Here is a 26,304-nt window from a genome sequence, read left to right as displayed (position 1 = left end):
CTCACTCGGAGCAGACCGGCCGGGAGTCGGGACCGGCGTCCATGGGCGGTTGGCCGGTGAACGGCCGGGCGGTGGCCGGTTGGTCCATGGGCGGCTGGCCTGTGAATGGCCGGTCGCTGGCCGGTTGGTCCGCGGGGGGCCAGGGGGCGGGGGCGGGGGCGGGCTGGGACTCGGTCTCCGTCAGGGGCGCCCAGCGGGAGGTGCGGGCGTCGTCGTCGTACCGGTCACCGGGCAGCGGCTCGGCGAACGACGTCGGGAAGGGGTCTTCGGCCGGCACGAAATCGTAGAGGTCCGCCTCGGCGTCCCCGGTGCCGACCGCTGGCCGGGGCGCCGTCACCTTGTCCGCGCCTTCCGCCCTCCCCGCGTCCGCCGGCCCCGCCGACTTCGACTTCGCCGCAGCGGCCCGGTCCACCGTCTTGGCTCCCTTGGCCGTCGCTCCCGTCAGCGTCGTGCTCCCCGCCCCCGCGCCCCGCTCCGCACGGCCGTCGGCGTGCGCGGGCCGGCGCAGGTGCCACAGCCGGGCGAGCAGCGCCACCGGCAGCGCGCACACCGGAGTCCAGGCCCCGGCCGCCGCCCCGGCCCGCAGCCACAACGGGCCGAAGCGGGCCAGCGCGGCCACGCCCACGGGGCCGCCCGCGAACGCGGCGAGCAGGGCGACGGCCGCCGCGCAGACCACCGCCGTCAGCAGGACCACCCCGGCGGTCTGGCCGGCCGACCAGCGGGCCCGCGCCGCCGCCCCGGGCCTCGGCCGCCGTACGGCTGCCCGCGCCACGAACCAGCCCGCCACCATCCCGGCCACCGCCGGCACCGCTGCCGCCGCCCAGTTCTGCGGCGCACCGGCGCCCGGGTCCGGCACCGCGGCCAGCAGCGGGAACGGCGGCAGCAGCGGGGCCGGGCCGGAGGCGAACGGGGTGACCAGGTGTCCGGTGCCGAGGGCGAAGCCGGGGCCGAGGGCGTAGGACGCGGCCCACACCGCGGCGTTGGGCACGAGCGCCACCGCGAGCAGCAGTACGGCGAACCGGCCCGTCCAGCCCTCCGCCAGCTGGAGGAAGGAGGCCCGCGCCGGCGCGCCGTGCCACACCAGTGACACCCCGGCCAGCAGGGCACCGCCGCCGAGCAGGACCGCCGTGGCGGCACCGGCGGCGCGTACCGCCGCGCCCAGCCTGGCCCGCTCGTCGGTGCCGAGCACCAGCCGCCGCACCCGGCCCGGCACCACCGCCAGCACGCGCGACAGCGGTTCGCGCGGGTGGCCGTACCCCGCCCAGACCCCGACGCCGGCCGCGCTCGCCGTCACGGCCGGCAGACAGAGCGTCAGCCATCCCCAGTGCGGGCGCAGTTCGCCGCCGGAGCAGTACAGGCCCGCGGCGATGCCGACACCCAGATAGCCGACGACCACGCCCGTCCACGCGGTGCGCGCCGGCACCGGGGGCGGGCCGTCCGGTTCGGCGGAGGCGTCGGTGACGTCCCGCGCCGCCCGGTACACCAGCCACACCGGCAGGACGGGCAGCAGCAGCGGGGTGACGCCGACGGGCACGGGAGCGCCGGAGAGGGTGCCGGTGCGGACCAGTTCGACGCCGTGGGCCAGCAGCCACAGGCCGGCGGCGACGTGCAGCGCGCCGTCCGGTCCGCTGTCCGGGTACGGCGAACTGACCCACAGCACCATGACGAGCACCGCCAGCGCGCCGAGGCCCAGACCGGCGGCGACGGCACCGGCCAGCAGGCCGGCGGCGAGTCCGGGCGAGCGGTCGCGGAGCCGGGAGAGCGCGGGCGACGACAACGGGTGGCGGACGGTCAGCTGGATCACACCGGCCATGCTCCCAACGACACGCGCTTTCCCGGCGTAACAGGCGAACCCCCGATGTGTCGCCCAATATATGTTTATGTTCTTTTTCCCACGAAAGGGCGCATGGTGACGACGCAGACTCCTGCCGGCCCGCCGCCACCGCCGGGCAGACGCCGACGCGTGCGCCGGTCCCGGTCGCTGACGCCGGCTCAGACGGCGTCCGGGCAGGCGGGCCCGGACCCCGGAATCGAGGAACCGGAGCAACGGGACGGCGGCACCGGCAACTCCCGGCACTTGACACCCGATCAGGCCTTCGACGCGCTCTACGCCTTCTGCGCCCCGGCCCTCGTACGCCAGGCCTATCTGCTCACCGGGCGCCGCGAGCTGGCCCGCGAGGCCGTGGAACGGGCCTTCCAGCTGGCCTGGCAGCGCTGGCCGGACGTGGCCCGGGACCGCGATCCGGCCGGCTGGGTGCGGGCGGTGGCCTACGACTGCGCGCTCTCCCCCTGGCACCGCTTCCGTCCGCGCCACCGCTCCCCGGAGCCCCCGCCCGCCGACGCCGCCGACCGGGAACTGCTGCACGCGCTGCTCGGACTGCCGCCGTCGTACCGGCGCACCCTGGTCCTGTACGACGGTGTGGGCCTGGGCCTGCCGGAGACGGCGGCGGAGACGGAGGCCAGCACACCGGCCGCCGCGAGACGGCTGACCCACGCCCGGGAGGCGGTGGCCGAGCGGCTGCCCGAGCTGGCCGATCCGGCCGCGCTCCACCGCCGGCTGCTGGAACTGGCCTCGGCCGAGCGGCTGAGCGCGCCCGGGGCGACGATCGTCCGGACCGGCTGCGAACGCCGGAACGTCTTCTGGACCCGGGCGGCCATCGCCTTCACGGTGACGATCGTCGGCGCGACGACGCTCACGCTGCGGACGGCACCGACGCGGTACGAGGCGCCGGTGGCCCCGGCGCGGGCGGTCGAGGGCGTGCCTGCCCCGGCCGGGCTGGGGCCGCTGTCACGGGAGGAACAGGCGCTGCGGGCGAAGCTGCGGCGCACCGGCGGACCGGAGCGGGTGGCACCCCAGCCACGGTGACGGTCGGCTGGGTGACGCGCACCGGGTGGCGGTGCGCCACGGTGAGCGGCGGTCAGACGCCGGTAGGCCCGGCCCCGGGCGGGGGGACGGGCCTACCTGTCGTCGAGCCGGAACGCTCAGGCGCTCAGGATCTCCCGGGCCAGCTTCGCCGTCTCGGTCGGGGTCTTGCCGACCTTGACGCCGGCCGCCTCCAGGGCTTCCTTCTTGGCCTGTGCGGTGCCGGAGGAACCGGAGACGATGGCGCCGGCGTGACCCATGGTCTTGCCCTCGGGCGCGGTGAAGCCCGCGACGTAACCGACGACCGGCTTCGTCACGTTCTCCTTGATGAACGCGGCCGCGCGCTCCTCGGCGTCGCCGCCGATCTCACCGATCATCACGATCAGGTCGGTGTCGGGGTCGTCCTGGAACGCGGCCAGGGCGTCGATGTGCGTGGTGCCGATGATCGGGTCGCCACCGATGCCGACGGCGGTGGAGAAGCCGATGTCCCGCAGCTCGTACATCATCTGGTACGTCAGCGTGCCGGACTTCGACACCAGGCCGATGCGGCCCGGCTTGGTGATGTCGCCCGGGATGATGCCGACGTTCGACTGGCCCGGGGTGATGATGCCGGGGCAGTTCGGGCCGATGATGCGGGTCTTGTTGCCCTTCTTGCCGGCGTACGCCCAGAAGGAGGCCGAGTCGTGCACGGCGATGCCCTCGGTGATGACGACGGCCAGCGGGATCTCGGCGTCGATGGCCTCGACGACCGCGTCCTTGGTGAACTTCTCCGGCACGAAGATGACGGAGACGTTGGCGCCGGTCTTCTCGATGGCCTCCTTGACGGTGCCGAAGACGGGTACCTCGGTGCCGTCGAAGTCCACGGTCTGACCCGCCTTGCGCGGGTTCACGCCGCCCACGACGCTCGTGCCGTCACCGAGCATGAGCTTGGTGTGCTTCATGCCGGTGGCGCCGGTCATGCCCTGGACGATGACCTTGCTGTCCTTGTTGAGCCAGATAGCCATGGTGGTTTGAGTCCTCGTCCTCGTGCTTACTTGGCGGCGGCCAGCTCGGCGGCCTTGTCGGCCGCGCCGTCCATGGTGTCGACGCGCTGCACCAGCGGGTGGTTGGCGTCCGTGAGGATCTTCCGGCCCAGCTCGGCGTTGTTGCCGTCGAGGCGGACGACGAGCGGCTTCTCGACCTTCTCGCCGCGGTCCTCCAGCAGCTTCAGGGCCTGCACGATGCCGTTGGCGACCTCGTCGCAGGCGGTGATGCCGCCGAAGACGTTCACGAAGACGGACTTGACGTCCGGGTCGCCCAGGATGATCTCCAGGCCGTTCGCCATCACCTGGGCGGAGGCACCGCCGCCGATGTCCAGGAAGTTGGCGGGCTTGACGCCACCGTGCTTCTCACCGGCGTACGCGACGACGTCCAGGGTGCTCATCACGAGACCGGCGCCGTTGCCGATGATGCCGACCTCGCCGTCCAGCTTGACGTAGTTGAGGCCCTTCTCCTTGGCCGCGGCCTCGAGCGGGTTGGCCGCGGCCTTGTCGTGCAGCTCGGCCCACTCGTGCCGGAACTCGGCGTTGTCGTCGAGCGACACCTTGCCGTCGAGCGCGATGACGTCACCGGAGGCGACCTTCGCGAGCGGGTTGACCTCGACCAGGAGGGCGTCCGACTTGATGAAGGTGTCCCAGAGCCGGACCAGGACGTGGGCCACCTTGTCGGCGACCTCGGCCGGGAACTTGGCGGCCTCCACGATCTCGCGGGCCTTGGCCTCGTCCACACCGTCGATGGCGTCGATCGCGGTCTTGGCGACGGCCTCGGGGCGGGTGGCCGCCACCTCCTCGATCTCCATGCCGCCCTCGACGGAGGCGATGGAGAGGAAGGTGCGGTTGGCACGGTCGAGGAGGAAGGAGACGTAGTACTCCTCGACGATCTCCGGGGCCGTCTCGGCGATCATGACCTTGTGGACCGTGTGGCCCTTGATGTCCATGCCCAGGATGTCGGTCGCGCGGGCGACGGCCTCGTCCGGGCTGGCGGCCAGCTTCACGCCACCGGCCTTACCGCGGCCACCGACCTTCACCTGCGCCTTGACGACGGACTTGCCGCCGAGCCGCTCGGTGATCTCGCGCGCCGCCTCAGGCGTGTCGATGACTTCACCGGCCAGCACCGGTACATCGTGCTTGGCGAAGAGGTCCCTCGCCTGGTACTCGAACAGGTCCACGCGCTTCCGTCCCTATCAGTGATCTCGCGGTTCGTTGGATGCGTGGGCGTGCCGCGAAGGGCAACGTGACGTCCGCTTGTCACAAGGGAGGCGCACACGGTGTCCGAGCGCGCGGCATGTCCGTCTCGCAGGTTATCGCCGCTTGCGGGGCCTCCCTAAATCGAGGGTCACACCCGAGCGGTGATACCTGTCACATGATGCCGGTTTCCCTGGCACGCAGTGCCGCCCCTGTGCCGTCCGGCGGGTGACGCGCCCGCGCGTCACGTCCGCTCCGGAAGCGGCAGCGGCCGTTTCTCCAGCGCCGCCGCCATCACCTCGGGGAACAGGTCGGGGGTGCAGGCGAAGGCCGGCGCGCCGAGCGCGGCGAGCGCCGCCGCGTGCTCGCGGTCGTACGCGGGCGCGCCCTCGTCCGACAGCGCGAGCAGCGCCACGAACTGCACCCCGGACGCCTTCATCGCCGCGACCCGCTTGAGCATCTCGTCGCGGATGCCGCCCTCGTACAGGTCGCTGATCAGCACGACGACGGTCTCGGCGGGCCGGGTGATCTGCGCCTGGCAGTAGGCGAGCGCCCGGTTGATGTCCGTGCCGCCGCCGAGCTGGGTGCCGAAGAGCACGTCGACGGGGTCGTCGAGCTGGTCGGTGAGGTCGACGACCGCCGTGTCGAAGACGACCAGCCGGGTGCTGATCGACCGCATGGAGGCCAGGACCGCCCCGAACACCGACGCGTACACCACGGACGCCGCCATCGAACCGGACTGGTCGATGCAGAGCACGACCTCCTTCTTCACCGACCGCGCGGCCCGGCCGTAGCCGACGAGCCGCTCCGGTACGACCGTGCGGTACTCGGGGAGGTAGTGCTTGAGGTTGGCCGCGATGGTGCGGTTCCAGTCGATGTCGTGGTGGCGCGGGCGCTGGACGCGCGCGCTGCGGTCCAGGGCGCCGGTGAGGGTGGCGCGGGTGCGGGTGGCCACCCGTTTCTCCAGGTCCTCGACCACCTTGCGCACGACCGCGCGGGCCGTCTCCCGGGTCGTCTCCGGCATCGCCTTGTGCAGCGACAGCAGCGTGCCGACCAGGTGCACGTCGGCCTCCACCGCCTCCAGCATCTCGGGCTCCAGCAGCAGCGAGGCCAGGCCCAGCCGGTCGATCGCGTCGCGCTGCATGACCTGGACCACGGAGGACGGGAAGTACCGGCGGATGTCGCCGAGCCAGCGGGCGACGGACGGCGCCGAGGCACCGAGGCCCGCCGACCGGTCCCGGCCCTGCCGCGGCGCGTCGCCGCGGCCGTAGAGCGCGGCCAGGGTGCCGTCCATCGCCGCGTCCCGGCCGGACAGTGTGTATCCGGTGCCGTCGGCCTGGTCGCCGCCGAGCACCAGCCGCCACCGGCGCAGCCGCTCCCGCGCCGGGTCGGTCTCCGGCGTCGCCGCCCGCTCGGCCGTCGTGTGTGTCGTGTGTGTCCCGTGCGTCATGTGCCCACCCCCGCGAGGCTGTCGTGTTCCGTCCTGCCCTGAGCCGTGCCGTCCCGGGGCGTGCCGTACGCCGTGCCGTCGTCCTCCGCCAGGCCGAGCAGCAGGCGCAGCACCGGCAGGACGGCGTCGGCGCGCCGGGTGTCCGGTTCGGCGGCGAAGCCGGGGACCGCCACCGTCCGGGCGGCGGCTGCGCCCGGACGGTCGCCCGGTCCCCGCCGCACCAGTTCGCCGAGGGTTCTGCGGACGCCCGGCTCGTACGCCGTGAAGGTGCGCCGCAGCAGCGGCAGCACGTCCGTGAAGGCGTCCGCCGGCACCCCGGTCAGCCAGGTGTCCAGCAGGCCGAGCAGCCGCTCGTCGTGCACCAGCAGCAGTCCGCCCCCGCCGCCGGCGAAGCCCTCGACCCAGGCGGCGGCAGCGGCGGGCGGCGTGCCCGGCGACAGCGCGAGCCCCATCAGCCGGGCCGCCTCCTCGGGCCGCAGCGCGCCGTCGTCCAGCAGCAGCCGCACGGCCCGCCCCCGGATGACACCGGGCGCGGTGTCCCGCAGCGACAACACCCGCAGCACGCCCCGCCAGCGCTCCCGCAGCCCGCCACCACGGCCCCGGTCCGGTCCCGCACCCCGGAGCGCCTCACCTGCGCCGTGGTCCCGGCTACCGTCCCGTCCCGCACCTGAGCCGCCGCCGTCCTGCTCCCCGGCTGGGGCGCGGTCGTCCCGCTCCCCTTCCGGATCTCGGTCGTCCGCGTCGTCCGTGACCGCCGCGGTCAGGCTCTCCGTCAGCAGTCCGACCGCCGTGTGCACGGCGTCCACATGGCCGCGCATCTCCTCCGCCGCGTCCGCGTCGAGGGCGGCACAGGCCGGGGGCAGGCCGACGAAGACCCGCTCGGCGAGGCCCGCGGCGACCTCGGCCAGCGCGCCGGTGTCGGTGCCGCGCACATCGCCGTAGCGCAGCGAGCGGACCAGGGCGGGCAGTGCCTGGGCGAGGTGGCCGACGTCCGTGTCGAGGGCGGCGCGGTCGGCGAGCACCCGCATGACCACGGGCAGCGCGTCCGGCAGGCCGGCCAGCAGGCACCGCTCGGCGAGCGCGGTGACGTCGGCCAGGGCGCGCGCGGCCGTCGCGTCGGCCTCGGCCTTGGCCTGCGCCGCCGCCTGTACGGTCGTCCCCCACACGCCCGCCTCGGCGACCCGCACCGACAGCTCGGGCTCCCAGCGCAGCCGCCAGGTCTCCCGGAAGGTGCCCGTGCCGCTCCGGGACCGGGCGGGCTCGCCCCAGCCGACGCCGAGCAGCCGCAGCCGGTGCAGCAGCCTGCTGCGGCCGGCGTCGGTGCCGCCGCGCAGGTCCAGCTCCAGCTCGCGCTCCAGGGCCTCGGGCTTGAGCCGCAGGGCGCGCTGCTGCCGGGCCAGGTCGCGCTGCAACGGCACCGCGGGCGCCGACTCCGGCACCTCGCCCAGGACGTCCCCGACGACCAGCCGGTCGTGCACCAGCGCCAGCGGCACGTCCGAGCCCTCGCACAGCACCGCGCGCACCGCGTCGGTGGTCTCGCCCAGGCCGGGCAGCGGGCGGCCGCGCAATGCCGCCAGCGTCTCCGCGAGCCGTACGGCCTCGATGACGTGCGCGGAGGAGACGATCCGGTCCTCCTCGCGCAGCAGCCCGGCCACCTTGGTCAGCCAGCGCTCGACGGGCCGGTCGGGGGCGTGGAACAGATGCGCGTACCAGCCGGGCGCGTCGATGCCCGCGCCGTATCCGCCGGACCGGGCCAGTCTGCGGTGCGTCCACGGCACCCAGGTCAGATCGGTCTTGATTCTGGGCAGACCCTTGAGCAGGGCCCGGTCGGCGGTGACGGTGGTCTTCTCGCGCAGCGCCGGCACATGCCAGGCCCCGCACACCACGGCCACGGCGTCCCCGTGCTCCTTGCGCGCGTCCCGCAGCCGCAGCCGCATGTGGGCCTCGCGGACGAGGTCCCTGGTCCGGCCGCCGACGCCGTACCGTTCGCGCAGCGCGCCCATGGCCTCCGCCACGGCGGTGAACGGCGCGAAGGGGTCGCGCGCGCCCGGACCCCGGTGTTCGACGACGTCCTCCCACCAGCGCTCGGGGTCGTCGTATCCGGCCGTCTGGGCGAGCACCGCGAGGGGATCGACCCGGACCTCCTCCGCGTCACCGGAACCGGACCCGTCCGGTTCCGCCTCCTCCCACGCAAGCGTGTGCGCGGCGGGCAGGTCGATGAAGCGGGCCGGGACGCCGTGCTCCAGGGCCCACCGGATGGCCACCCACTCCGGGCTGAAGCCGGCGAACGGCCAGAAGGCCGAGCGGCCGGGCTCGTCCACGGCGTGCGCGAGCAGGGCGACCGGGGGCCGCAGATCCGGGTCGGCGGCCAGCGGGATCAGCGCGTCGGCCTCGGGCGGGCCCTCGACGAGGACGGCGGCGGGCCGGGCGGCGTCCAGCGCGGCCCGCACCGCCCGCGCGGAGCCGGGCCCGTGGTGCCGCACGCCGAGCAGCAGCGGCCCGGTGCCGTACGCCGTGCTCCCGGGCGCGCCGGTCATGCGCTGACCTCCCGGCAGGCGCGGTAGAAGTCCGTCCAGCCCGCGCGCTCGCGGACGACCGTCTCCAGGTACTCCTGCCAGACGACCCGGTCGGCCGCCGGGTCGCGGACGACGGCCCCGAGGATGCCGGCGGCGACATCGCCCGGCCGCAGCACGCCGTCGCCGAAGTGGGCGGCGAGCGCCAGGCCGTTGGTGACAACGGAGATGGCCTCCGCCGTGGACAGGGTGCCGCTGGGCGACTTCACCTTCGTCCGCCCGTCCGTGGTGACGCCGTCGCGCAGCTCGCGGAAGACGGTGACGACCCGGCGGATCTCCTCGATGCCGTCGGGCGCGGCCGGCAGGTCCAGGGAGCGGCCGAGCTGCTCCACCCGGCGGGTGACGATGGAGACCTCGGCGTCGGCGCTCTCCGGCAGCGGCAGCACCACCGTGTTGAAGCGGCGGCGCAGCGCGCTGGAGAGGTCGTTGACCCCGCGGTCGCGGTCGTTGGCGGTGGCGATGAGGTTGAAGCCGCGGACCGCCTGGACCTCCTCGCCCAGCTCGGGGATGGGCAGCGTCTTCTCGGACAGGATCGTGATCAGCGTGTCCTGCACGTCGGCAGGGATACGGGTCAGCTCCTCCACGCGGGCCGTCATGCCCTCGGCCATGGCCCGCATGACGGGGCTGGGCACGAGGGCGTCGCGGCTCGGCCCGTGGGCGAGGAGCCGCGCGTAGTTCCAGCCGTAGCGGATCGCCTCCTCCGGGGTGCCGGCCGTGCCCTGCACCAGCAGCGTCGAGTCTCCGCTGACGGCGGCGGCCAGGTGCTCCGACACCCAGGTCTTGGCGGTGCCGGGCACGCCGAGCAGGAGCAGGGCACGGTCGGTGGCGAGGGTGGTGACGGCCACCTCGACGATCCGGCGCGGCCCCACGTACTTGGGGGTGATCACCGTGCCGTCCGGCAGGGTGCCGCCCAGCAGGTACGTCGCCACCGCCCACGGCGACAGCTTCCAGCGGGCCGGGCGCGGCCGGTCGTCCTGCGCGGCGAGCGCGGCGAGTTCGGCCGCGAAGGCGTGCTCGGCGTGCGGACGCAACACCTGCGCGCTCGCGCCGCGGTCGGTCTCGGCGGTCGTCGGTTCCACGGACACAGTCATGGCTGAGGCCCCCTCCAGCTCGGCCGGTTCGGATCTGCCACCAACCGTGCACCACGCCACTGACAATCGCTCTGACCTGCACAAACGCGCTCACCGGACCGATTGTCAGTGGCGGGACCTACCGTCGGTGACATGACTGAGCAGGGGGTGCGGTGGACCGCGGAACAGGTGCTCGCGCTGGCGCCTGACGCCGCGTCACGCAAGGCGGGGAGCAGACTCGGCGCGGCCGGACCGTGGTCCGGGACCGGGAGCGGAGAGGGGACGGTGTGGGGGCTGTGCAAGGGCAGCGGCAGCAGGCCGTACCAGACGGTGGTGGACCTGGCCGACGCGGCCGGGCCGGCGTACAAGTGCAGTTGTCCCAGCCGTAAGTTCCCGTGCAAGCACGCGCTCGGACTGCTGCTGCTGTGGGCGGGTGACGAGGGCGCGGTGCCGGCCGGCGCGCGCCCGCCGGACTGGGCCGGGCAGTGGCTCGCGGGCCGGCGCGGCCGGGCCGAGGCCAAGAAGACGCAGGCCGAGGCGGCTTCGGTGGCCGGCCCCGCCGATCCGGAGGCGGCCCGGCGGCGGGCCGAGCGCCGGGCCGAACGGGTCACGGCGGGCGCGACCGAGCTGGAGCAGCGCCTCGCGGACCTGCTGCGCGGCGGCCTGGCCGCGGCCGAACAGGCGGGGTACGGCCTGTGGGACGAGACGGCGGCCCGCATGGTCGACGCCCAGGCGCCGGGGCTGGCCGCGCGCGTCCGGGAGCTGGGCGCGATCCCGGCGTCCGGCGCGGGCTGGCCGGCCCGGCTGCTGGAGGAGTGCGCGCTGCTGCACCTGCTCGACCAGGGCTGGCTGCGCCGCGACCGGCTCCCGGGCGCCCTGGCGGCCACGGTCCGCCACCGGCTCGGCCTGCCCGTCGCACCGGACGGCCCGCCGGTGCGCGACCACTGGCTGGTCCTCGCGCAGTACGACGTGACGGACCCGAAGCTGACGACGCGCCGGATATGGCTGCACGGCGCCGGGTCGGGCACGACCAGGCTGCTGCTGTCCTACGGCCCGGCGGGCCGCGCACCGGAGCTGTCGCTGCCGGTCGGCCTGGCCCTGGAGGCGGAGCTGTCCGGGTATCCGGGCGCGGGGCAGTCCCGGGCCGCCCTGGGCGAGCGGTTCGCCCCGCCGGCCCCGGCCGCGTTCCGCCCGCCGGGCACGACCACCACCGAGGCGGCGGCCCGGTACGGCGAGGCGCTGCGCGACGACCCATGGTTGGAGTCGGTCCCGGTGACCTTGGAGCGGGTGATACCGGTCCCGGACGGCGACCGGTGGCAACTGGCCGACGCCGGCACGGACACGGCCCTGCCGCTGACCCGGGCCGCCCGCACCCGGCCCGGCCTGTGGCGGCTGGTCGCGCTGTCCGGCGGCGCCCCCGTCACCGTCTTCGGGGAGTGCGGCCACCGCGGCTTCACCCCGCTCACGGCCTGGCCGGACGAGACCGGCGAGGCGGTGCCGCTGTGCTGACCGGCCGTGCCCCCGCACACGCGCGGGCAGGTGAAGGGAAGGGAAGGGAAGGGAACGCGATGAACGGTTCACCGGCCGACGGCGGCACGGCGCTGCCGGACAGCACCTGGGAAGAGCTGGTCACCACCGCGCTCCTGGGCACCGACCGGCGCGCCCCGGCGCACACCCCGCCGGGCCGCACGGCCCCGGCCGCGCTGCTCGACGCGGCGGCCGTGGCGACCGTACGACGACGGGCCGGGCTGCGGCCCGCGCCGGCGGCGGCCCGGCCCGCGCACGCGCCCGCCGATCCCCGCCCGCCGCTGCCCGCACCGGCGGCGCGCCGGCTCACCACCCTGCTGGCCGACCGGTCCGGCGGCGCGGGCGGCGGCCGGCGCGGCAGCTCACCGGACCTCATGGAGTTGCTGCCGCAGTGGCTCGCGGCGGCCAACGCGCACGGGTACGCGGCGCCTCCGCAAGCGCTGCCCGCGCTGCTGGACGCGGCCCGTGGCCGCACCGACCTGCGCCCGGCCGCGCTGGCGTTCGCGGGCCCGCGCGCGCTGTGGCTGGCCCGGCTGAACCCGGAGTGGCGGTTCGCGCTGCGCGCGGCCCCCGGCGGCGGCGCGACACTGCCCGACACCGAGGACGCCGAGGCGGTGCACCGGCTGTGGCAGGAGGGGCTGTTCGCCGAGCGGGCGGCGCTGCTCGGCGCGCTGCGGGCGCGGACGCCCGCGCCGGGGCGCGAGCTGCTGGCGTCGACGTGGGCGACGGAGCGGGCGGAGGACCGGCTGATGTTCCTCGACTCGCTGCGCACGGGCCTGTCGGCCGCGGACGAGCCGTTCCTCGAACAGGCGCTGGGTGACCGCAGCCGCAATGTCCGGGCGACGGCGGCGGAGCTGCTGTCGGCACTGCCCGGCTCGGCGCTGGCCGCGCGGATGGCCGTACGGGCCACGGCGTGCGTGGCCCTGGACCGTACCGGGAACGCACCGGCGATCGTGGTGGAGCCACCGCTCGAATGCGACGCGGACATGGAGCGGGACGGCGTGGTGGCCACACCACCGGCGGGCCGGGGCGAACGGTCCTGGTGGCTGGGCCAGTTGGTGGAGGCGACGCCACTCGGCACCTGGCCGGAGCGGCTCGGCGGGCGCGGGCCCGAGGAGATCGTGGCGCTGCCGGTGGCGGACGGCTGGCAGGGCGAACTGCACGCGGCCTGGTGCCGGGCGGCGGTCCGGCAGCGGGACGCCGCGTGGTCGCGGGCGCTGCTCGGCTCGCCGTCGGCACCGGAGGCCGGCGGCCCGGGCGCGGTGTCCTTGGCCGAGCGGGCGAAGCTGCTGGCCGCGCTGGAGCCGGAGGAACGGGCCGTGTGGGTGGCCGGGTTCATCGCCACGCACGGTCTGTCGGAGGCGTTCCAGCTCCTCGGGGGATGCGCGGTGCCCTGGGCCGCGCCGCTGGGCCACGCTGTGGTGGACGCGCTCAACATCGCCCGGGACGCCGGAAGTTACCCGTGGAGCTTCAGCGGTGTGATGGGACTGGCCGAACGCTGCCTGGACCCGGCGGAGGCCGTGCGACTGGAGGCGCTGCTGGCGATACCCGACGAACCGGAGGACGCGGCGCCGGGTGCCGGCGGGTACTGGGCGGAGGCGTTCCAGCGGCTGGTCACCACCCTGCGGCTGCGGGCGACGATGGCACGCGAACTGACACCGCCCGCCCCTCCCGTCGCGTCATCCGCGACGACGCCCGCCCCTACCGCCGACGAGCCGGTGGCGGGGAGCGCCGGGTCGCCTTCTCCGGCGCGGTGAGCCCGGGGCGGTGAGCCCGGCGCGGTGAGCCCGGCGCGGTGAGCCCGGCGCGGTGAGCCCGGCGCGGTGAGCCCGGGGCGGTGAGCCCGGCGCGGTGAGCCGCCGCAGACGGAAGCCTGAGGCGAGGCAGGAAGGAGTCCAGCCACTACTGACGAGCGCCCGGCCCCAGACACGGGCAGTCGGCCCCCGGACACGGGCACTGGGCTACCGCAGAGGAGCGCCCGGCCTCCGGTCATGGGCGGTCGCCTGCCGCAGACACGCGCCGGCCTCCCGGAGACGGGCGGTCGGCCGCTGAGCGAGGACGCCCGGAACCCGACCACAAGCGGGGCAGCCCGGCGGACGGAGGACCAGCCGCCGGTGCGGGTGCCCAGCCGCACGGTGCGGGGCCCGACCCGGAATGAGGCCGGTCAGCCCGCAGACGGGCGCCTGGCCTTCCGGACACGGGCACCCCACCCGCCGGACCCGGGCGCTCACCCACCCGATACGGAGATGCAGTGGCCGGTCCGAAGAGCGCCCAGCCCGGGGAACCGCTCCTCAGCCGCCGGACGCGGCCGGCTGACGGACGTTCTCCCGGACCCACTCCACGATCTCCGTGGTCGTCGCGCCCGGGGTGAAGATCCCGGCGACACCCTTCTCCTTCAGCGGCGCGATGTCCTCCTCCGGGATGATGCCGCCGCCGAAGACGAGGATGTCCTCGGCCTCCCGCTCCTTGAGCAGGTCGATGACCGCGGCGAACAGGGTGTTGTGGGCCCCGGAGAGGATGGACAGGCCGATCGCGTCGGCGTCCTCCTGGACGGCGGTGTCGACGATCTGTTCCGGCGTCTGGTGGAGGCCGGTGTAGATGACCTCCATACCGGCGTCGCGCAGGGCCCGCGCGATGACCTTGGCCCCGCGATCGTGGCCGTCGAGCCCCGGCTTGGCGACCACCACGCGGATCGGACCGGCTGCCACACCCATCACTGCCTCCATCAAGCGACCACGGAAGCGATCGCTTCCGTACCGACAAGTACCGCACTTTTGGCGCGTTCCGCCACCGTCGCGAAGTGAACGAACGTTATCTCCAGCATCTCGCACCGGGCAGTTTTACGGAGCCCACCGAGGGGGAAATCACATGGTGGGACATGAGGGCACACGGGGCTCGAGCCGTTCCCCGGTGTGCCGACAGGAGGTCGGCCAATGAAGGTCACCGGGGTGATGCCGCTCCTGCCGCTCTGCCGGCGCCTGTGGCCGGGCAGACTGGCCGGACTGTCCGTGACACTGCTGCGGGCGACCGCCCTGGAGGCCGCGATCCTGGCGGGCCACCTGCTGCTCTATCCGACCGGCCTGATCCAGGAGCACCGCTCCGCGCACCTGCCCGCCGGTGACGGCACCGCCCGGCTGCCGGACCGCTCCGGCCCGCCGGTCGTCCTGCTCCACGGCTTCATCGACAACCGCTCGGTGTTCGTCCTGCTGCGCCGCGCCCTCGCCCAGCACGGCCGGCAGCGGGTCGAGTCGCTCAACTACTCTCCGCTCACCTGCGACATACGCATCGCCGCCGAACTGCTAGGCCGGCACATCGAGGAGATCTGCGAGCGCACCGGCAGTCCCCGGGTCGACATCGTGGGGCACAGCCTCGGCGGCCTGATCGCGCGTTATTACGTCCAGTGCCTCGGCGGTGACCTGCGGGTGCGCACACTGGTCACGCTCGGTACCCCGCACTCCGGGACCCGGGTGGCGCCGCTGGCCGACGCGCATCCGATCGTGCGGCAGATGCGGCCGGGCTCGCCGGTGATCGAGGAGCTGGCCCGGCCCGCGCCCGGCTGCCGGACCCGCTTCGTGAGCTTCTGGAGCGACCTGGACTCCCTGATGGTCCCGCTGGAGACGGCCTGCCTGGAGCACCCCGACCTCGACGCGCACAACGTCCGGATGTCCGGCATCGGGCACCTCGCCCTGCCCGTGCATCCCGCCGTAGCGGCCGGGATACGCGAAGCCCTCGACGCACCGCATGCCGAAGACCGGGTCACCGAGGGCCTGACGGTCGCCTGACACCGGCCGCACCGCGAGCGGAGGGAGTCGTTCCGGGGTTCGCACGGGCCATACACAGCCGGCACATCGCCACTCGACATCGAACATCCTTCGAACGCAAGGCCAAAGTCCCGTCCCGGTCCCCCCGAAACACGGCCGAATGCCCGTTTCCGGCCCACGCGGACCCGGCGGAAGATTGTCGCGCCCAGGTACTGCCGGGTACAGTCGCCGCACTGCTCTGGCAGCCCCTGTTGTCGAGGCGAAAGAGAAGTTGGTGAACGACCGTCACCCGTCGGGGACCATGACCACCCCGGCCCCGGCTTCCGACGCCTCCACCGGGCACTACACGCCGTACGAGGCACAGGAAGCCTCCTACGACGACCTCACCACGTACGGCGGTTACGACGCCACCGGTTTCAGCGACGGTTCCGGAAGTGCCACGGCCTTCCACGCCGACCCGCTCTTCGGCGGCCTCCCGGGCGACGAACACACCACCGGCGCCTACGACACCACCCAGTGGCAGACCGGCGCCGGCCAGTTCCCGGCCCCCGACCCGTACGCCGCCCAGCACGCCGCCTACGACTCCGGTGTCTACGACAGCACCACCTGGGGAGTACCCGCTCAGGCCACCGGAAACCACACCAGCGGCCAGTGGGACACGAGCAGTTGGCAGCAGCCCGACCGGTCCGACACCACCGGCCCCACCCAGCAGTGGGAGTGGGGCACCCAGACCTTCGACACCGGCGCGTACGACGCCACGCAGTGGAACTCCGCCGGGCAGACCGGGCGGACGGAACCCGGGCAGGACGGCGAGCCGTTCGACCAGCAGGCCACCGCGACGTTCGAGACGACCGGCGACCCGCACGACCCGCACGCCGCATACGAGCGGACCGGCGACCCGGAGGACACCGCGGGCTTCGCGCAGGTGCCGTACGAGGACACCGGCTTCGACGCTCCGCCCTCCGCCTCCGATGCGGACGAGCCGGACGCCACCGGTGAACTGCCCGCCGTGACCGGCCTGCTGGACGGCCAGGAGGAGATCGTCCCGGCGCCGACGACCCGCGCCGGCGCACGTGGCGCGGCGCGCTCCCGGCGCCGTACGCCCGCCAAGCGATCCGCGCTGCTGACCGTCGCCGTGCCCTCGGCCTGCGTGATGGGCGTCGCCGGCATCGCCGCCGCCTCGGTCGGGGCGCTCGCCGACGACTCCAAGGACACCTCGACCACGACCGCGGACGCCCAGCCCGTCCAGCCGTCCGTCGCCAACAGCAAGCTGGACAGCCAGCTCACGACCCTTTCCGCCGGCGCCACCGACTTCGCCCACCGGGCGAGCCGCACGCAGGAGCGGATCGACCTCAAGACGCAGCAGGAGCTGGAGAAGAAGAAGGCCGCCGCGGAGGCCGCGCTCAAGGAGCGGCTGCGGCCCAAGTTCGCCCTGCCGGTCGGCCAGCACGGGCTGAGCGCCTACTTCGGGCAGGCGGGCATCAACTGGATGTCGGTGCACACCGGCATCGACTTCCCCGTCTCCTACGGCACCCCGGTGATGGCCGCGACCGACGGCACCGTCACCACCAAGTGGAACAGTGCCTACGGCAACATGATGATCGTGACGGCGATGGACGGTACGGAGACCTGGTACTGCCATCTCTCCAGCTACCGCGTCGCCTCCGGTACGCCCGTCAAGGCCGGCGACCCCATCGCCTACTCCGGCAACTCCGGCAACTCCACCGGACCCCACCTGCACTTCGAGGTGCGGCCGGCGGGCGGGTCCGCCATAGACCCGCTGCCGTGGCTGCGCAGCCACGGGCTCGACCCCACGTAGCCCGTCCTGCCGGGGCCCCGCTGTCGGCGGGGCCCGTCGCACGTCCGCTACAGCTTCTCCACCGGCGCGTACCGCAGCAGCAGCCGCTTCGGCTTGGTGTCGCCGAAGTCGATCGTCGCCTCCGCGTTCGCCCCCGTGCCCTTCACGCCGACGACCGTGCCGAGTCCGAACTGGTCGTGGGTGACCCGGTCCCCGACGGCCAGCGCGGGCACCGGCTTCTCCGCCGTGCGCCGGGTGGCGAACCCGGACGCGCCCGACGCCGAGGAACGCGAACGGGTCGAGGAGAGCGAGGCCGCGATCCCGGACGCCGGACCGGAGGACACCGGCGCCATGGCGCCCGTCCGCTTCCAGTCCACATGGGTGGCCGGGATCTCCTCCAGGAAACGGGAGGGCGGGTTGTACGACGGCTGGCCCCAGGCGCTGCGCATCGCCGACCGGGTGAGGTACAGCCGCTCCCGCGCGCGCGTGATGCCGACGTACGCCAGGCGCCGCTCCTCCTCCAGCTCCTTGGTCTGGCCGAGGGCGCGCATGTGCGGGAAGACGCCGTCCTCCATGCCGGTCAGGAACACCACCGGGAACTCCAGGCCCTTGGCGGTGTGCAGGGTCATCAGCGTGATGACGCCGTCGCCGCCCTCCTCGTCGGGGATCTGGTCGGAGTCGGCGACCAGCGCGACCCGCTCCAGGAACTCGGCCAGCGTGCCCTGCTCGTCCTCCCCGCGTTCCTGCTCGAACTCCAGGGCCACGGCCGCGAGTTCCTGGAGGTTCTCGATGCGGGTCTCGTCCTGCGGGTCGGTGGAGGACTGCAACTCGGCCAGGTAACCGGTGCGTTCGAGGACCGCTTCGAGGACCGTGGCCGGTCCGGCACCGGACTCGACGATCGTGCGCAGCTCCTCCATCAGCGCGTTGAACCGCTTGACCGCGTTGGTGGAGCGCGCGGCCATGCCGTACGCCTCGTCCACCCGCTTCAGGGCCTGCGGGAAGCTGATCTTCTCGCGCTGGGCGAGGGCGTCGACCATCGCCTCGGCGCGGTCGCCGATGCCCCGCTTGGGCACGTTGAGGATGCGGCGCAGCGGCACGGAGTCCTCGGGGTTGGCGAGGACGCGCAGGTAGGCGAGGACGTCCCGGACTTCCTTGCGCTCGTAGAAGCGGACGCCGCCGACGACCTTGTAGGGCAGGCCGACGCGGATGAAGACCTCTTCGAAGACACGCGACTGGGCGTTGGTGCGGTAGAAGACGGCGACGTCTCCCGCCCGCGCGTCGCCCGCGTCGACCAGGCGGTCTATCTCGTCGGCGACGAACTGGGCCTCGTCGTGCTCGGTGTCGGCGACGTACCCGGTGATGCGGGCGCCCTCGCCGGCGTTGGTCCACAGGTTCTTCGGGCGGCGGGACTCGTTGCGCTCGATGACCGCGTTGGCGGCGGACAGGATGGTCTGCGTGGAGCGGTAGTTCTGCTCCAGCAGGATCGTCGTCGCGTCCGGGTAGTCCTCCTCGAACTGGAGGATGTTGCGGATCGTCGCGCCCCGGAAGGCGTAGATCGACTGGTCCGCGTCGCCCACGACGCAGAGTTCGGCCGGCGGCACGTCGTCCTCGCCGTGCGGTGCGCCGGCGTCGGCGGCGGCCCGCTCCCCGGTGCCGACCAGCTCGCGGACGAGGGCGTACTGGGCGTGGTTGGTGTCCTGGTACTCGTCCACCAGGACGTGCCGGAAGCGGCGGCGGTAGTGCTCGGCGACGTCCGGGAAGGCGCGCAGCAGATGGACCGTCGTCATGATCAGGTCGTCGAAGTCCAGCGCGTTCGCCTCGCGCAGCCGCGACTGGTACAGGGCGTACGCCTGGGCCAGGGTCTTCTCGAAGCCGTCGGCGGCCTGGGCGGCGAAGTCCTCCTCGTCGATCAGCTCGTTCTTCAGGTTGCTGATCTTGGCGCTGAAGGACTTGGGCGGGAAGCGCTTGGGGTCCAGGTCCAGGTCACGGCAGACCAGGGCCATCAGGCGCTTGCTGTCGGCGGCGTCGTAGATCGAGAACGACGAGGTGAAGCCCAGCTTCTTGCTCTCCCGGCGCAGGATGCGCACGCACGCGCTGTGGAAGGTCATCACCCACATCGCGTTCGCGCGCGGGCCGACGAGCTGCTCGACGCGCTCCTTCATCTCGCCGGCGGCCTTGTTGGTGAAGGTGATCGCGAGGACCTGGCCCGGGTGCACGTTCCGCTCGGCCAGCAGGTGGGCGATGCGGTGGGTGAGCACGCGGGTCTTGCCGGAGCCGGCGCCGGCGACGATGAGCAGCGGGGAGCCGGCGTGCACGACCGCGGCGCGCTGGTTCTCGTTCAGCCCCGCCAGCAGCGTCGCCGAGTCGATCACGGGCCGCGGGGCACCGTCGCGGTAGTGGGCGTCCCGGTCCGGCGGCACGTCGAACTTCCCGCCGAACAGATCGTCCGGGAGCGGTTCCGGACGGTGATCGTCCTCGGGCGGCGGCGGGGGCTCCTCCTCGCGCCCGCGAGGGGGCTGGAGGTCCGCCAGGAAGCTGTCGTCAAAGAGGCTGCTCATCGCCCTACGAGTCTAGGGCGCCCCACCGACAACCGGTCGCCGTCCCCGGAACATGGCCCCTTTCCCGGACAGTTGATCTTCCCGGGCCCGGCGTCCCGCCGCCGCTCACCCAGCGGAAACACCTGCTCACCCACGCGACGGCCCGCGCCCAGGTCACGGAAATGTATCGGACATAGCGTGCACCAACCTTCACAGAACACTCACGGGTTGGCTAGGTTGCCGTCAGGCCGCACGACCCCCCTCCGGCGAACCTCGCCGAGCCGTGCGGCCTCCGCCGAATCCGGCGCGCCCGCACGGCGCCCGGAGCCGGGACCCACGGTCCTGGGGTGCGTCGGCCGGCTCCCGCCCGAACCTCCGTCGGCGCTCCGCAGGCCCGCAGCCACCCCGCCACGGTCCGGCAGGCGGCAGCACGGAAGGAGTCGCCTCCCTTGGCGTCGCACCGCAAGCCGCGCCCCGGCGGCACCCAGGCGGCGGGCCTGCCCGCCCCCGCCCTCGCCACCGCCGCCCTCACCTCCGTGGCCGTCCTGGCCCAGCCCGCCGACGCCCCACCCGTGCCCGGCCACATGCGGCCCACCGCGGAGGAGGTCGAGCGCAAGATCGAGGACCTGTACCGCCACGCGGAGTCGGCAGCGGAGGCGATGACGTCCGGTACGGGCAGGGAGCGGACGGGGCGTGGGGAACTGGCGGGGCGCGGCGAGCGGACGAGGAGTGGCGAGCGGACGGGACGCGGGGAAACGGGGCGCGGGGAACGGGCCGGGCGGGAACCGGTGGGGCGGGGGGAACTGGTGGGGCCTGGGGCACCGGTGTGGCCCGAGGAGCCCGTGAGGCTGGGCGAACCGATGGGGCGGCGCGGGGAATCCGTGGGGCGTGCTCAGTGGGCCTGGGCGGCCGGGCGGGCCGACGGGGTCGAGAGTGCCGGTCTGGCCGAGGGCGGTGAGTGGCCCGCTGGGCGTGCTCAGCGGACTGGTCCCCCGAAGCCGACCGGGCGTACGGAACGGGCCGGCACGGCCGAACGCACCGCATGGGCCGCCTGGGAGGGGCGGGTGAACGGGGCCGGGCCGACCCGGCCGACCGAGCCCGCCGGGATACCGTCGGGCCAGGCGGACAGCCTCCAGCGGCTGCGCGAAGAGGTCGCCCGGCGAGCCCGGCACCGCAGCATTCCCGCCCTTCGCGCCCTCACCGCGCAGCACGGTACGGTCCCGGCCCAGCACGCCACCAGCCAGCCCGGGAGCGGTACGGTCCCGGCCCAGCGCGGCACGGCACAGCCCGGGTACGGCTCCAGCCAGCCCGGGAGCGGTACGGTCCCGGCCCAGCACGTCACCAGCCAGCCCGGGAGCGGCACGGTCCCGGCCCAGCACGCCACCAGCCAGCCCGGGTACGGCACGATCCCGGCCCAGCGCGGCACGAGACAGCCCGGGTACGGCTCCAGCCAGCCCGGGGGCGGTACGGTCCCGGCCCAGCGCGGCACAGGACAGCCCGGGTACGGCACCGGCCAACCAGGGAACGTCGTGAGGCAACCCGCGCGCGGCACCGACCAGCCCCGACACGGTACCGACCAGCCGGCATCCGGTACCGGCCAACCTGGACACAGCACCGGCCGGTCTGCGGGCAACGTCGGCCAGACCACCCCGCCCCGTCCCGACCCGGCGGCCACGGCCCCCACTCGCGGTGCGGCCACGCCACCGGCCACCCGGTACACCGCCCACCCCAGACCGGCGGACGATCAGGGCGCGGCCGTCTCCGCCGGGCCGAGGGCGGCCAAGGCGGCCGTGCGGAAAAAGCTCGCCCTCGCGCGCGTGCTGCTGTCGCAACGGAGTGCCCCGGCCGCCGCCACGCCGTCCGGCGCGTATCCGACCAAGGCCAGCAAGGCCCTCGCCTTCGCCCGCGCCCAGCTCGGCAAGCCGTGTGTGTGGGGCGCCGCGGGCCCCGGCTCGTACGACTGCGCCGGGCTCACGCGGGCCGCCTGGAAGTCGGCCGGCGTCACGCTCCCGCGCACGGCAGCCGAGCAGGCCGGCGTCGGCACCCCGGTCCCGCCGGCCGAGGCCCGCCCCGGAGACCTCGTCTTCTTCCACGACGACGCCGGCCATGTCGGGCTGTGCACGGGCGACGGCATGGTGATCCACGCCCCGAGGCCCGGCGCGTACGTCCGCGAGGAACCGGTCTCCGCCCTCGGCGAGACGGCCGTCCACAGCGTGGTACGGCCGGGCTGACCCGGGACGCGGGACGCGGGACGCGGGACGCGACGAAGATCAGCCCCGGCGGATGCCCCGGAGGCTCAGGTCCACAGGACGGCGATGAAGATGTTGGCCATGGTCAGCAGGCCGACCAGTCCGAAGAGGCCCTTGTCGATCCGCTCCTCGTCGCGCTTCACGTAGACCAGGCCGAGGATCACGATCAGCAGAGCCAGCTTCACACCGATCTTGATGGTGTTGACGTGGTGGTCGTCGGCCTGGTTGAGGCCGACCAGGGTCACACCGGTGACCAGCATGGTGATCGCACCGTGCAGCATCCCCGGCACGAACCGGGCCGTGCCCTGGCCCATCGCCTTCATCTGGGTGAGGAAACCGCCGAGCAGTGCGGCGATACCGATGATGTGCAGGCCGACGAAGAGATGGATGAGTACGTCCATGGAGCCGGAGCCTAGCCAGCGGCCCGGCCCTCCCCCTCACCGGGCCCACCGGACACCCGAGCCGAACCCCACCGGACACCCCCACCGACCCGCCCCAGACACCCCCGACCGGACCCCACCGGGCCCCGCAGCCGTACCCCACCGCCCCTTCCGCCGACCCGCACCGGACACCACCACGAGCCCTGCCGTCCGCCCCTCATCCCCACCCGCTCCCACCGTCACCGCAACCCCGCCTCCAGCCAACCGAAAGCCCCCCATAACACCCCACCACACCCACCAGCCTCTGTTTTCCCCATTTCGATCACCACGCTCCGTAAACACGACGACTTCACGCCAGCAAGACAGTCGCAAACAGTCACGCAACAGCCCATCCAAGCCAGTTCCGCACACACCGTTACCTTCTCGTCACTGTCCGGCCTAGCGTCCTCCCCCAGGTGCCCGGCTCCCCACCGCCGCCCGGACCAGGGGCGGCAACCGGTCACCCCGCCGGGATAGATCCGGCGGCGGCCCCCTCCACGCGGGCCGCCTCGGGACGTACGGACCGCCCGGTCGTACGAGTCATACGGAAGGACGTGACGGTTCCAGGTGGCAGCCCACCGCAAGCCCCCGCAACGCCCGCTCGGCGGCCATACGGTCCGCGCGGCCGCCACGCTCGCCCTGGCGGGCGCGGCCACCGCGACCGGCCTCGACGGGACGGCGCACGCCGAGCCACAGCTGACGCCGGCGCAGGTGAAGACCGAGGTGGACGCGCTGTACCGGGAGGCCGAGGCCGCGACCGAGACGTACGACGGGGCGAAGGAACAGGTGGCCGCGGCCCAGCGACGGCTGAGCGCGCTACAGGACCAGACCGCCCGCCGGCAGCAGAAGCTCAACTCGGCCCGGGACACGCTGGGCTCGATCGCGGCGGCCCAGTACCGGGACGGCACCATCGCCCCGGCCTGGCAACTGGCCCTCTCCAGCGACCCCGACCACTATCTGAACGGCGCCGCCCTCGCCGAGCGGGCCGGCGACCGGCAGGCCGCCGCGGTGTCGCGGGTGCGCCTGCACCTGCGGGAGATCGAGCGGCTGCGCGGTGCCGCGCGCCTGGAGCTGACGTCGCTGCGCTCGCGGCAGGCCGAGCTGCGACGGCAGAAGAAGACCGTCACCGGCAAGCTGGCCGAGGCCCGGCGGCTGCTGGCACGGCTGGATCCGCGGCAGCGCGCCGATGCCGTCGGCGCCGGCACCCCGGGACACGCCTCCCGGTCGGCCGCGGACGCGCGGGAGCCACTGGAGCGGGCCGGGTCCGCACCGGCTCCGGCCGGGCGCGCGGCGGCAGCCGTGGCGTACGCCTACGCCAAGCTGGGCAGCCCCTATGTGTGGGGTGCCACCGGCCCGCACGCCTTCGACTGCTCGGGCCTGGCCTTGGCCGCCTACCGCGCCGCCGGCATCTCCCTGCCCCGCACCACATACGCCCAGATCAACGCGGGACGACGAGTCTCCCGCTCCGAACTGCGACCGGGCGACCTGGTCTTCTTCTACTCCGGGGTCAGTCACGTCGGCATCTACGTGGGCGACGGCCGCATGATCCACGCCCCGAACCCGTCGGCACCGGTCCGCCTGGCCCCGATCGACCAGATGCCGTTCGCGGGCGCGACCAGGGTCGCGTGAGAGGCCGGGCGCGGGCGGGTGCCGCAGGGGTTCAGCCGGGGTCAGACCAGGCGGCGTGCGGTGGCCCAGCGGGTCAGCTCATGCCGGTTGGACAGCTGCAGCTTGCGCAGGACCGCCGAGACATGGGACTCCACCGTCTTCACCGAGATGAACAACTGCTTGGCGATCTCCTTGTAGGCGTAGCCACGGGCGATCAGGCGCAGCACCTCGCGTTCCCGCTGGGTCAGTCGGTCCAGGTCCTCGTCCACGGGCGGGGCGTCGGTGGAGGCGAAGGCGTCCAGGACGAACCCGGCCAGCCGTGGGGAGAAGACGGCGTCGCCCTCCTGCACGCGGAAGATCGAGTCGATCAGGTCGGCGCCGGTGATGGTCTTGGTGACGTAGCCGCGGGCGCCGCCGCGGATCACCCCGATCACGTCCTCCGCGGCGTCCGACACGGACAGCGCGAGGAAGCGGACGGGCCGCTCGGCGTCCGCCGTCAGCGCCGCGCACCGGCGCAGCACCTCGACCCCGCCGCCGCCGGGCAGGTGCACGTCGAGGAGGACGACCTCGGGCCGGGTGGTGGTGATGACCGCGACCGCCTGGTCGACGTCCGCGGCCTCGCCGACCACCTCGACCCCGGTCTCGGCGGTCTGGCCGATCTCGGCCCGGACGCCGGTGCGGAACATCCGGTGGTCGTCCACGAGCACCACCCGTACGTGCCGCCCGCCCGCGCCGCCGCCGGGCCTCCCGGACTCGGCCGCCTCCGCCGCTTCCGCCGTGCCGTTCGCCTCGGTCGCGTCGCTCATGACGTCTTCTCCGCCCTCTCCATCTCCAGCTCGACCTCGGTGCCGCCGCCGGGCACCGCCCGCAGCCGGGCCGTACCGCCGTTGCGCTCCATGCGGCCGATGATCGATTCTCTGACACCCATCCGGTCGGCGGGTATCGCCTCGGGGTCGAATCCGGGACCGCGGTCCCGGACGGACACGAAGACCGTCTTCGCCTCGACTTCGGCGTAGACCTGTACGGCACCGCCCGCGCCACCGTACTTGGCGGCGTTCACCATCGCCTCGCGCGCGGCCTGCATCTGCGCGCCCGTCCTCTCGTCCAGCGGGCAGTCGCCGACGATCACGACCTCGATGGGCACGCCGTGCTTGTCCTCCACCTCCGCCGCGCTGCGCCGCACCGCCTCGGCGACCGTGTCGGGTTCGTCCGCCTCGTCCTTGCCGGTGCCCTCCGGCTTGTACAGCCAGGTGCGCAGGTCGCGCTCCTGGGCGCGGGCGAGCCGGCGGACCTCACCCGCGTTCTCGGCGTTGCGCTGGATCAGGGTGAGGGTGTGCAGCACGGAGTCGTGCACGTGGGCGGCGACCTCGGCGCGTTCCTGGGCGCGGATGCGCATCAGCCGCTCCTCGGAGAGGTCCTGGGTCATGCGGACCAGATACGGGCCGGCGAGCAGGGTGATGCCGACGAGGACGGCGAGCGCGGCCTGCAGGACCGCACCGAGGTGGGCGGTCGAGCCCTGGAGGACGAAGACGGCGGAGACGCCGGCCGTGACGAGCAGGACGCCGCCGGCCGCGCGCAGCAGGGTGAGGGTGCGGCGCCGGCGGCCGGCCTCGACCCAGCGGGCCCGGCGGGCGTTGTCCGCCTGGCGCCAGACCAGGGCGACACCGGCCGCGACGAGCACGACGGGCACCAGGTACGCCTTGGCGGCGCTGCCCAGGTTCACGCTGCCCACGAAGGCGACGGAGACGACGACCATGAGGAGCAGGGCGACGATCTGCCCCAGGTCCGGCTTGCGGGCCACCAGTCTGCGGCGGCCGCCCGGCGAGGTCTCCGTGCCCACCAGGGACGGCTTCTGGTCGCCGACGCCGCCGATGCCCAGCGGGACGAAGAACCAGAACGCGGCGTAGAGCAGCGCTCCGAGCCCGTCGGCGGTGAACAGGCCGACGAAGACGAGCCGCACCCAGACGACGGGCAGCCCGAGATGGCCGGCGAGCCCCCGCGCCACTCCGCCGAGCCAGCGTCCGTCGCTGCTGCGGTAGAGCTTGCGCGGGGGCCGCGGGTCGTCGAGTGGCGGGCTTGCGGCTTCCGGCATGCCAACGATGGTCACATGGGCGGCGGGGCGGAGCATCAGGGTCGGTCCCGGAGACGCCCCTGATGTTCCGTCGGGGCCGGTCCGGGTGGGCGGTCCGTGCGGTGGCCGTCGGCGGCGGGTGCCGCTCGAACGCTT

Annotated in this window: 18 protein-coding genes; 7 read left to right on the top strand and 11 right to left on the bottom strand. The window is 74.2% G+C overall.

Going from position 1 to position 26,304, the window contains the following annotated elements:
- Position 1 precedes the first annotated feature (1 nt).
- Positions 2-1,813 carry a DUF6350 family protein gene (locus ACH4OA_RS20435; RefSeq protein ID WP_397970056.1) on the bottom strand — a complete coding sequence of 604 codons (1,812 nt, stop codon included), beginning with the start codon at positions 1,811-1,813 and terminating at the stop codon, positions 2-4.
- Between the two features lie 93 nt (positions 1,814-1,906).
- Here ACH4OA_RS20435 and ACH4OA_RS20430 point away from each other — a divergent pair, with 93 nt between their 5' ends.
- On the top strand, positions 1,907-2,866 hold the full coding sequence (locus tag ACH4OA_RS20430) for an RNA polymerase sigma factor (protein ID WP_397938182.1): 960 nt from the start codon (positions 1,907-1,909) through the stop codon (positions 2,864-2,866).
- A 116-nt stretch (positions 2,867-2,982) separates the two neighbouring features.
- Here the strand turns inward: ACH4OA_RS20430 and sucD are convergent, their stop codons facing one another.
- The 5 genes from sucD to ACH4OA_RS20405 all read right to left on the bottom strand — a co-directional run bounded on the left by sucD (position 2,983) and on the right by ACH4OA_RS20405 (position 10,199).
- Complete coding sequence (gene sucD / locus ACH4OA_RS20425; RefSeq protein WP_161288794.1) at positions 2,983-3,867, bottom strand: succinate--CoA ligase subunit alpha; 885 nt, start codon at positions 3,865-3,867, stop codon at positions 2,983-2,985.
- A 26-nt stretch (positions 3,868-3,893) separates the two neighbouring features.
- On the bottom strand, positions 3,894-5,069 hold the full coding sequence (gene sucC / locus ACH4OA_RS20420) for an ADP-forming succinate--CoA ligase subunit beta (protein ID WP_365883080.1): 1,176 nt from the start codon (positions 5,067-5,069) through the stop codon (positions 3,894-3,896).
- A 260-nt stretch (positions 5,070-5,329) separates the two neighbouring features.
- A complete protein-coding gene (locus ACH4OA_RS20415; protein ID WP_397970054.1) occupies positions 5,330-6,535 on the bottom strand; it encodes a VWA domain-containing protein in 1,206 nt (401 codons plus the stop codon).
- Entirely contained in the window at positions 6,532-9,072 is a 2,541-nt protein-coding gene (locus ACH4OA_RS20410) for a DUF5682 family protein (protein WP_397970052.1), read from the bottom strand. Before ACH4OA_RS20410 ends, ACH4OA_RS20415 begins: the two co-directional genes overlap by 4 nt.
- Positions 9,069-10,199 carry an AAA family ATPase gene (locus tag ACH4OA_RS20405; protein WP_365883536.1) on the bottom strand — a complete coding sequence of 377 codons (1,131 nt, stop codon included), beginning with the start codon at positions 10,197-10,199 and terminating at the stop codon, positions 9,069-9,071. Before ACH4OA_RS20405 ends, ACH4OA_RS20410 begins: the two co-directional genes overlap by 4 nt.
- Before the next feature lie 132 nt (positions 10,200-10,331).
- On the opposite strand from ACH4OA_RS20405, the gene ACH4OA_RS20400 reads away from it, so the two are divergent.
- The gene (locus tag ACH4OA_RS20400; protein ID WP_397970051.1) at positions 10,332-11,687 is read left to right on the top strand and encodes an SWIM zinc finger family protein; all 1,356 of its coding nucleotides are present in this window, start codon (positions 10,332-10,334) and stop codon (positions 11,685-11,687) included.
- Positions 11,688-11,746: 59 nt separating this feature from the next.
- A complete protein-coding gene (locus ACH4OA_RS20395; RefSeq protein ID WP_397970049.1) occupies positions 11,747-13,462 on the top strand; it encodes a DUF5691 domain-containing protein in 1,716 nt (571 codons plus the stop codon).
- 534 nt (positions 13,463-13,996) lie between these two features.
- Here ACH4OA_RS20395 and ACH4OA_RS20390 read toward each other — a convergent pair.
- Positions 13,997-14,419 (bottom strand): cobalamin B12-binding domain-containing protein, encoded by a 423-nt coding sequence (locus tag ACH4OA_RS20390; RefSeq protein WP_365882343.1) that lies wholly within the window; start codon positions 14,417-14,419, stop codon positions 13,997-13,999.
- A 219-nt stretch (positions 14,420-14,638) separates the two neighbouring features.
- On the opposite strand from ACH4OA_RS20390, the gene ACH4OA_RS20385 reads away from it, so the two are divergent.
- Positions 14,639-15,487, top strand: a complete 849-nt coding sequence (locus tag ACH4OA_RS20385) for an esterase/lipase family protein (RefSeq protein ID WP_397938194.1) — start codon at positions 14,639-14,641, stop codon at positions 15,485-15,487.
- Between the two features lie 253 nt (positions 15,488-15,740).
- Positions 15,741-17,285: a peptidoglycan DD-metalloendopeptidase family protein gene (locus ACH4OA_RS20380; RefSeq protein ID WP_397970047.1), complete on the top strand. Its 1,545-nt coding sequence runs from the start codon at positions 15,741-15,743 to the stop codon at positions 17,283-17,285.
- 47 nt (positions 17,286-17,332) lie between these two features.
- Here the strand turns inward: ACH4OA_RS20380 and pcrA are convergent, their stop codons facing one another.
- Positions 17,333-19,822 carry a DNA helicase PcrA gene (pcrA, locus tag ACH4OA_RS20375; RefSeq protein ID WP_397970045.1) on the bottom strand — a complete coding sequence of 830 codons (2,490 nt, stop codon included), beginning with the start codon at positions 19,820-19,822 and terminating at the stop codon, positions 17,333-17,335.
- Positions 19,823-20,250: 428 nt separating this feature from the next.
- On the opposite strand from pcrA, the gene ACH4OA_RS20370 reads away from it, so the two are divergent.
- Entirely contained in the window at positions 20,251-22,032 is a 1,782-nt protein-coding gene (locus ACH4OA_RS20370) for an NlpC/P60 family protein (RefSeq protein WP_397970043.1), read from the top strand.
- A gap of 65 nt (positions 22,033-22,097) precedes the next feature.
- On the opposite strand, the gene ACH4OA_RS20365 is transcribed toward ACH4OA_RS20370, so the two are convergent.
- On the bottom strand, positions 22,098-22,451 hold the full coding sequence (locus ACH4OA_RS20365) for a hypothetical protein (protein WP_397970041.1): 354 nt from the start codon (positions 22,449-22,451) through the stop codon (positions 22,098-22,100).
- 585 nt (positions 22,452-23,036) lie between these two features.
- On the opposite strand from ACH4OA_RS20365, the gene ACH4OA_RS20360 reads away from it, so the two are divergent.
- Positions 23,037-24,098 (top strand): NlpC/P60 family protein, encoded by a 1,062-nt coding sequence (locus ACH4OA_RS20360; protein WP_397946675.1) that lies wholly within the window; start codon positions 23,037-23,039, stop codon positions 24,096-24,098.
- A gap of 41 nt (positions 24,099-24,139) precedes the next feature.
- Here ACH4OA_RS20360 and ACH4OA_RS20355 read toward each other — a convergent pair whose 3' ends face one another.
- Positions 24,140-24,883 carry a response regulator transcription factor gene (locus tag ACH4OA_RS20355; RefSeq protein ID WP_365878074.1) on the bottom strand — a complete coding sequence of 248 codons (744 nt, stop codon included), beginning with the start codon at positions 24,881-24,883 and terminating at the stop codon, positions 24,140-24,142.
- Positions 24,880-26,169: a PspC domain-containing protein gene (locus ACH4OA_RS20350; RefSeq protein ID WP_397938207.1), complete on the bottom strand. Its 1,290-nt coding sequence runs from the start codon at positions 26,167-26,169 to the stop codon at positions 24,880-24,882. The genes ACH4OA_RS20355 and ACH4OA_RS20350 overlap by 4 nt, the downstream gene beginning before the upstream one ends.
- Between the last annotated feature and the right edge of the window lie 135 nt (positions 26,170-26,304).

The organism is Streptomyces sp. NPDC017095 (assembly GCF_044332325.1).
Taxonomy (GTDB): domain Bacteria; phylum Actinomycetota; class Actinomycetes; order Streptomycetales; family Streptomycetaceae; genus Streptomyces.
The sequence above is the reverse complement of the archived record's forward strand: the minus strand, read 5'-3'. Positions and strand labels throughout refer to the sequence as shown.

Coding starts and splice junctions, on each gene's coding strand:
- ACH4OA_RS20435 (WP_397970056.1), bottom strand. CDS start 1,813: ATGGCCGGTGTGATCCAGCTGACCGTCCGCCACCCGTTGTCGTCGCCC.
- ACH4OA_RS20430 (WP_397938182.1), top strand. CDS start 1,907: ATGGTGACGACGCAGACTCCTGCCGGCCCGCCGCCACCGCCGGGCAGA.
- sucD (WP_161288794.1), bottom strand. CDS start 3,867: ATGGCTATCTGGCTCAACAAGGACAGCAAGGTCATCGTCCAGGGCATG.
- ACH4OA_RS20415 (WP_397970054.1), bottom strand. CDS start 6,535: ATGACGCACGGGACACACACGACACACACGACGGCCGAGCGGGCGGCG.
- ACH4OA_RS20410 (WP_397970052.1), bottom strand. CDS start 9,072: ATGACCGGCGCGCCCGGGAGCACGGCGTACGGCACCGGGCCGCTGCTG.
- ACH4OA_RS20405 (WP_365883536.1), bottom strand. CDS start 10,199: ATGACTGTGTCCGTGGAACCGACGACCGCCGAGACCGACCGCGGCGCG.
- ACH4OA_RS20400 (WP_397970051.1), top strand. CDS start 10,332: ATGACTGAGCAGGGGGTGCGGTGGACCGCGGAACAGGTGCTCGCGCTG.
- ACH4OA_RS20395 (WP_397970049.1), top strand. CDS start 11,747: ATGAACGGTTCACCGGCCGACGGCGGCACGGCGCTGCCGGACAGCACC.
- ACH4OA_RS20390 (WP_365882343.1), bottom strand. CDS start 14,419: ATGGGTGTGGCAGCCGGTCCGATCCGCGTGGTGGTCGCCAAGCCGGGG.
- ACH4OA_RS20385 (WP_397938194.1), top strand. CDS start 14,639: ATGAAGGTCACCGGGGTGATGCCGCTCCTGCCGCTCTGCCGGCGCCTG.
- pcrA (WP_397970045.1), bottom strand. CDS start 19,822: ATGAGCAGCCTCTTTGACGACAGCTTCCTGGCGGACCTCCAGCCCCCT.
- ACH4OA_RS20365 (WP_397970041.1), bottom strand. CDS start 22,451: ATGGACGTACTCATCCATCTCTTCGTCGGCCTGCACATCATCGGTATC.
- ACH4OA_RS20355 (WP_365878074.1), bottom strand. CDS start 24,883: ATGAGCGACGCGACCGAGGCGAACGGCACGGCGGAAGCGGCGGAGGCG.
- ACH4OA_RS20350 (WP_397938207.1), bottom strand. CDS start 26,169: ATGCCGGAAGCCGCAAGCCCGCCACTCGACGACCCGCGGCCCCCGCGC.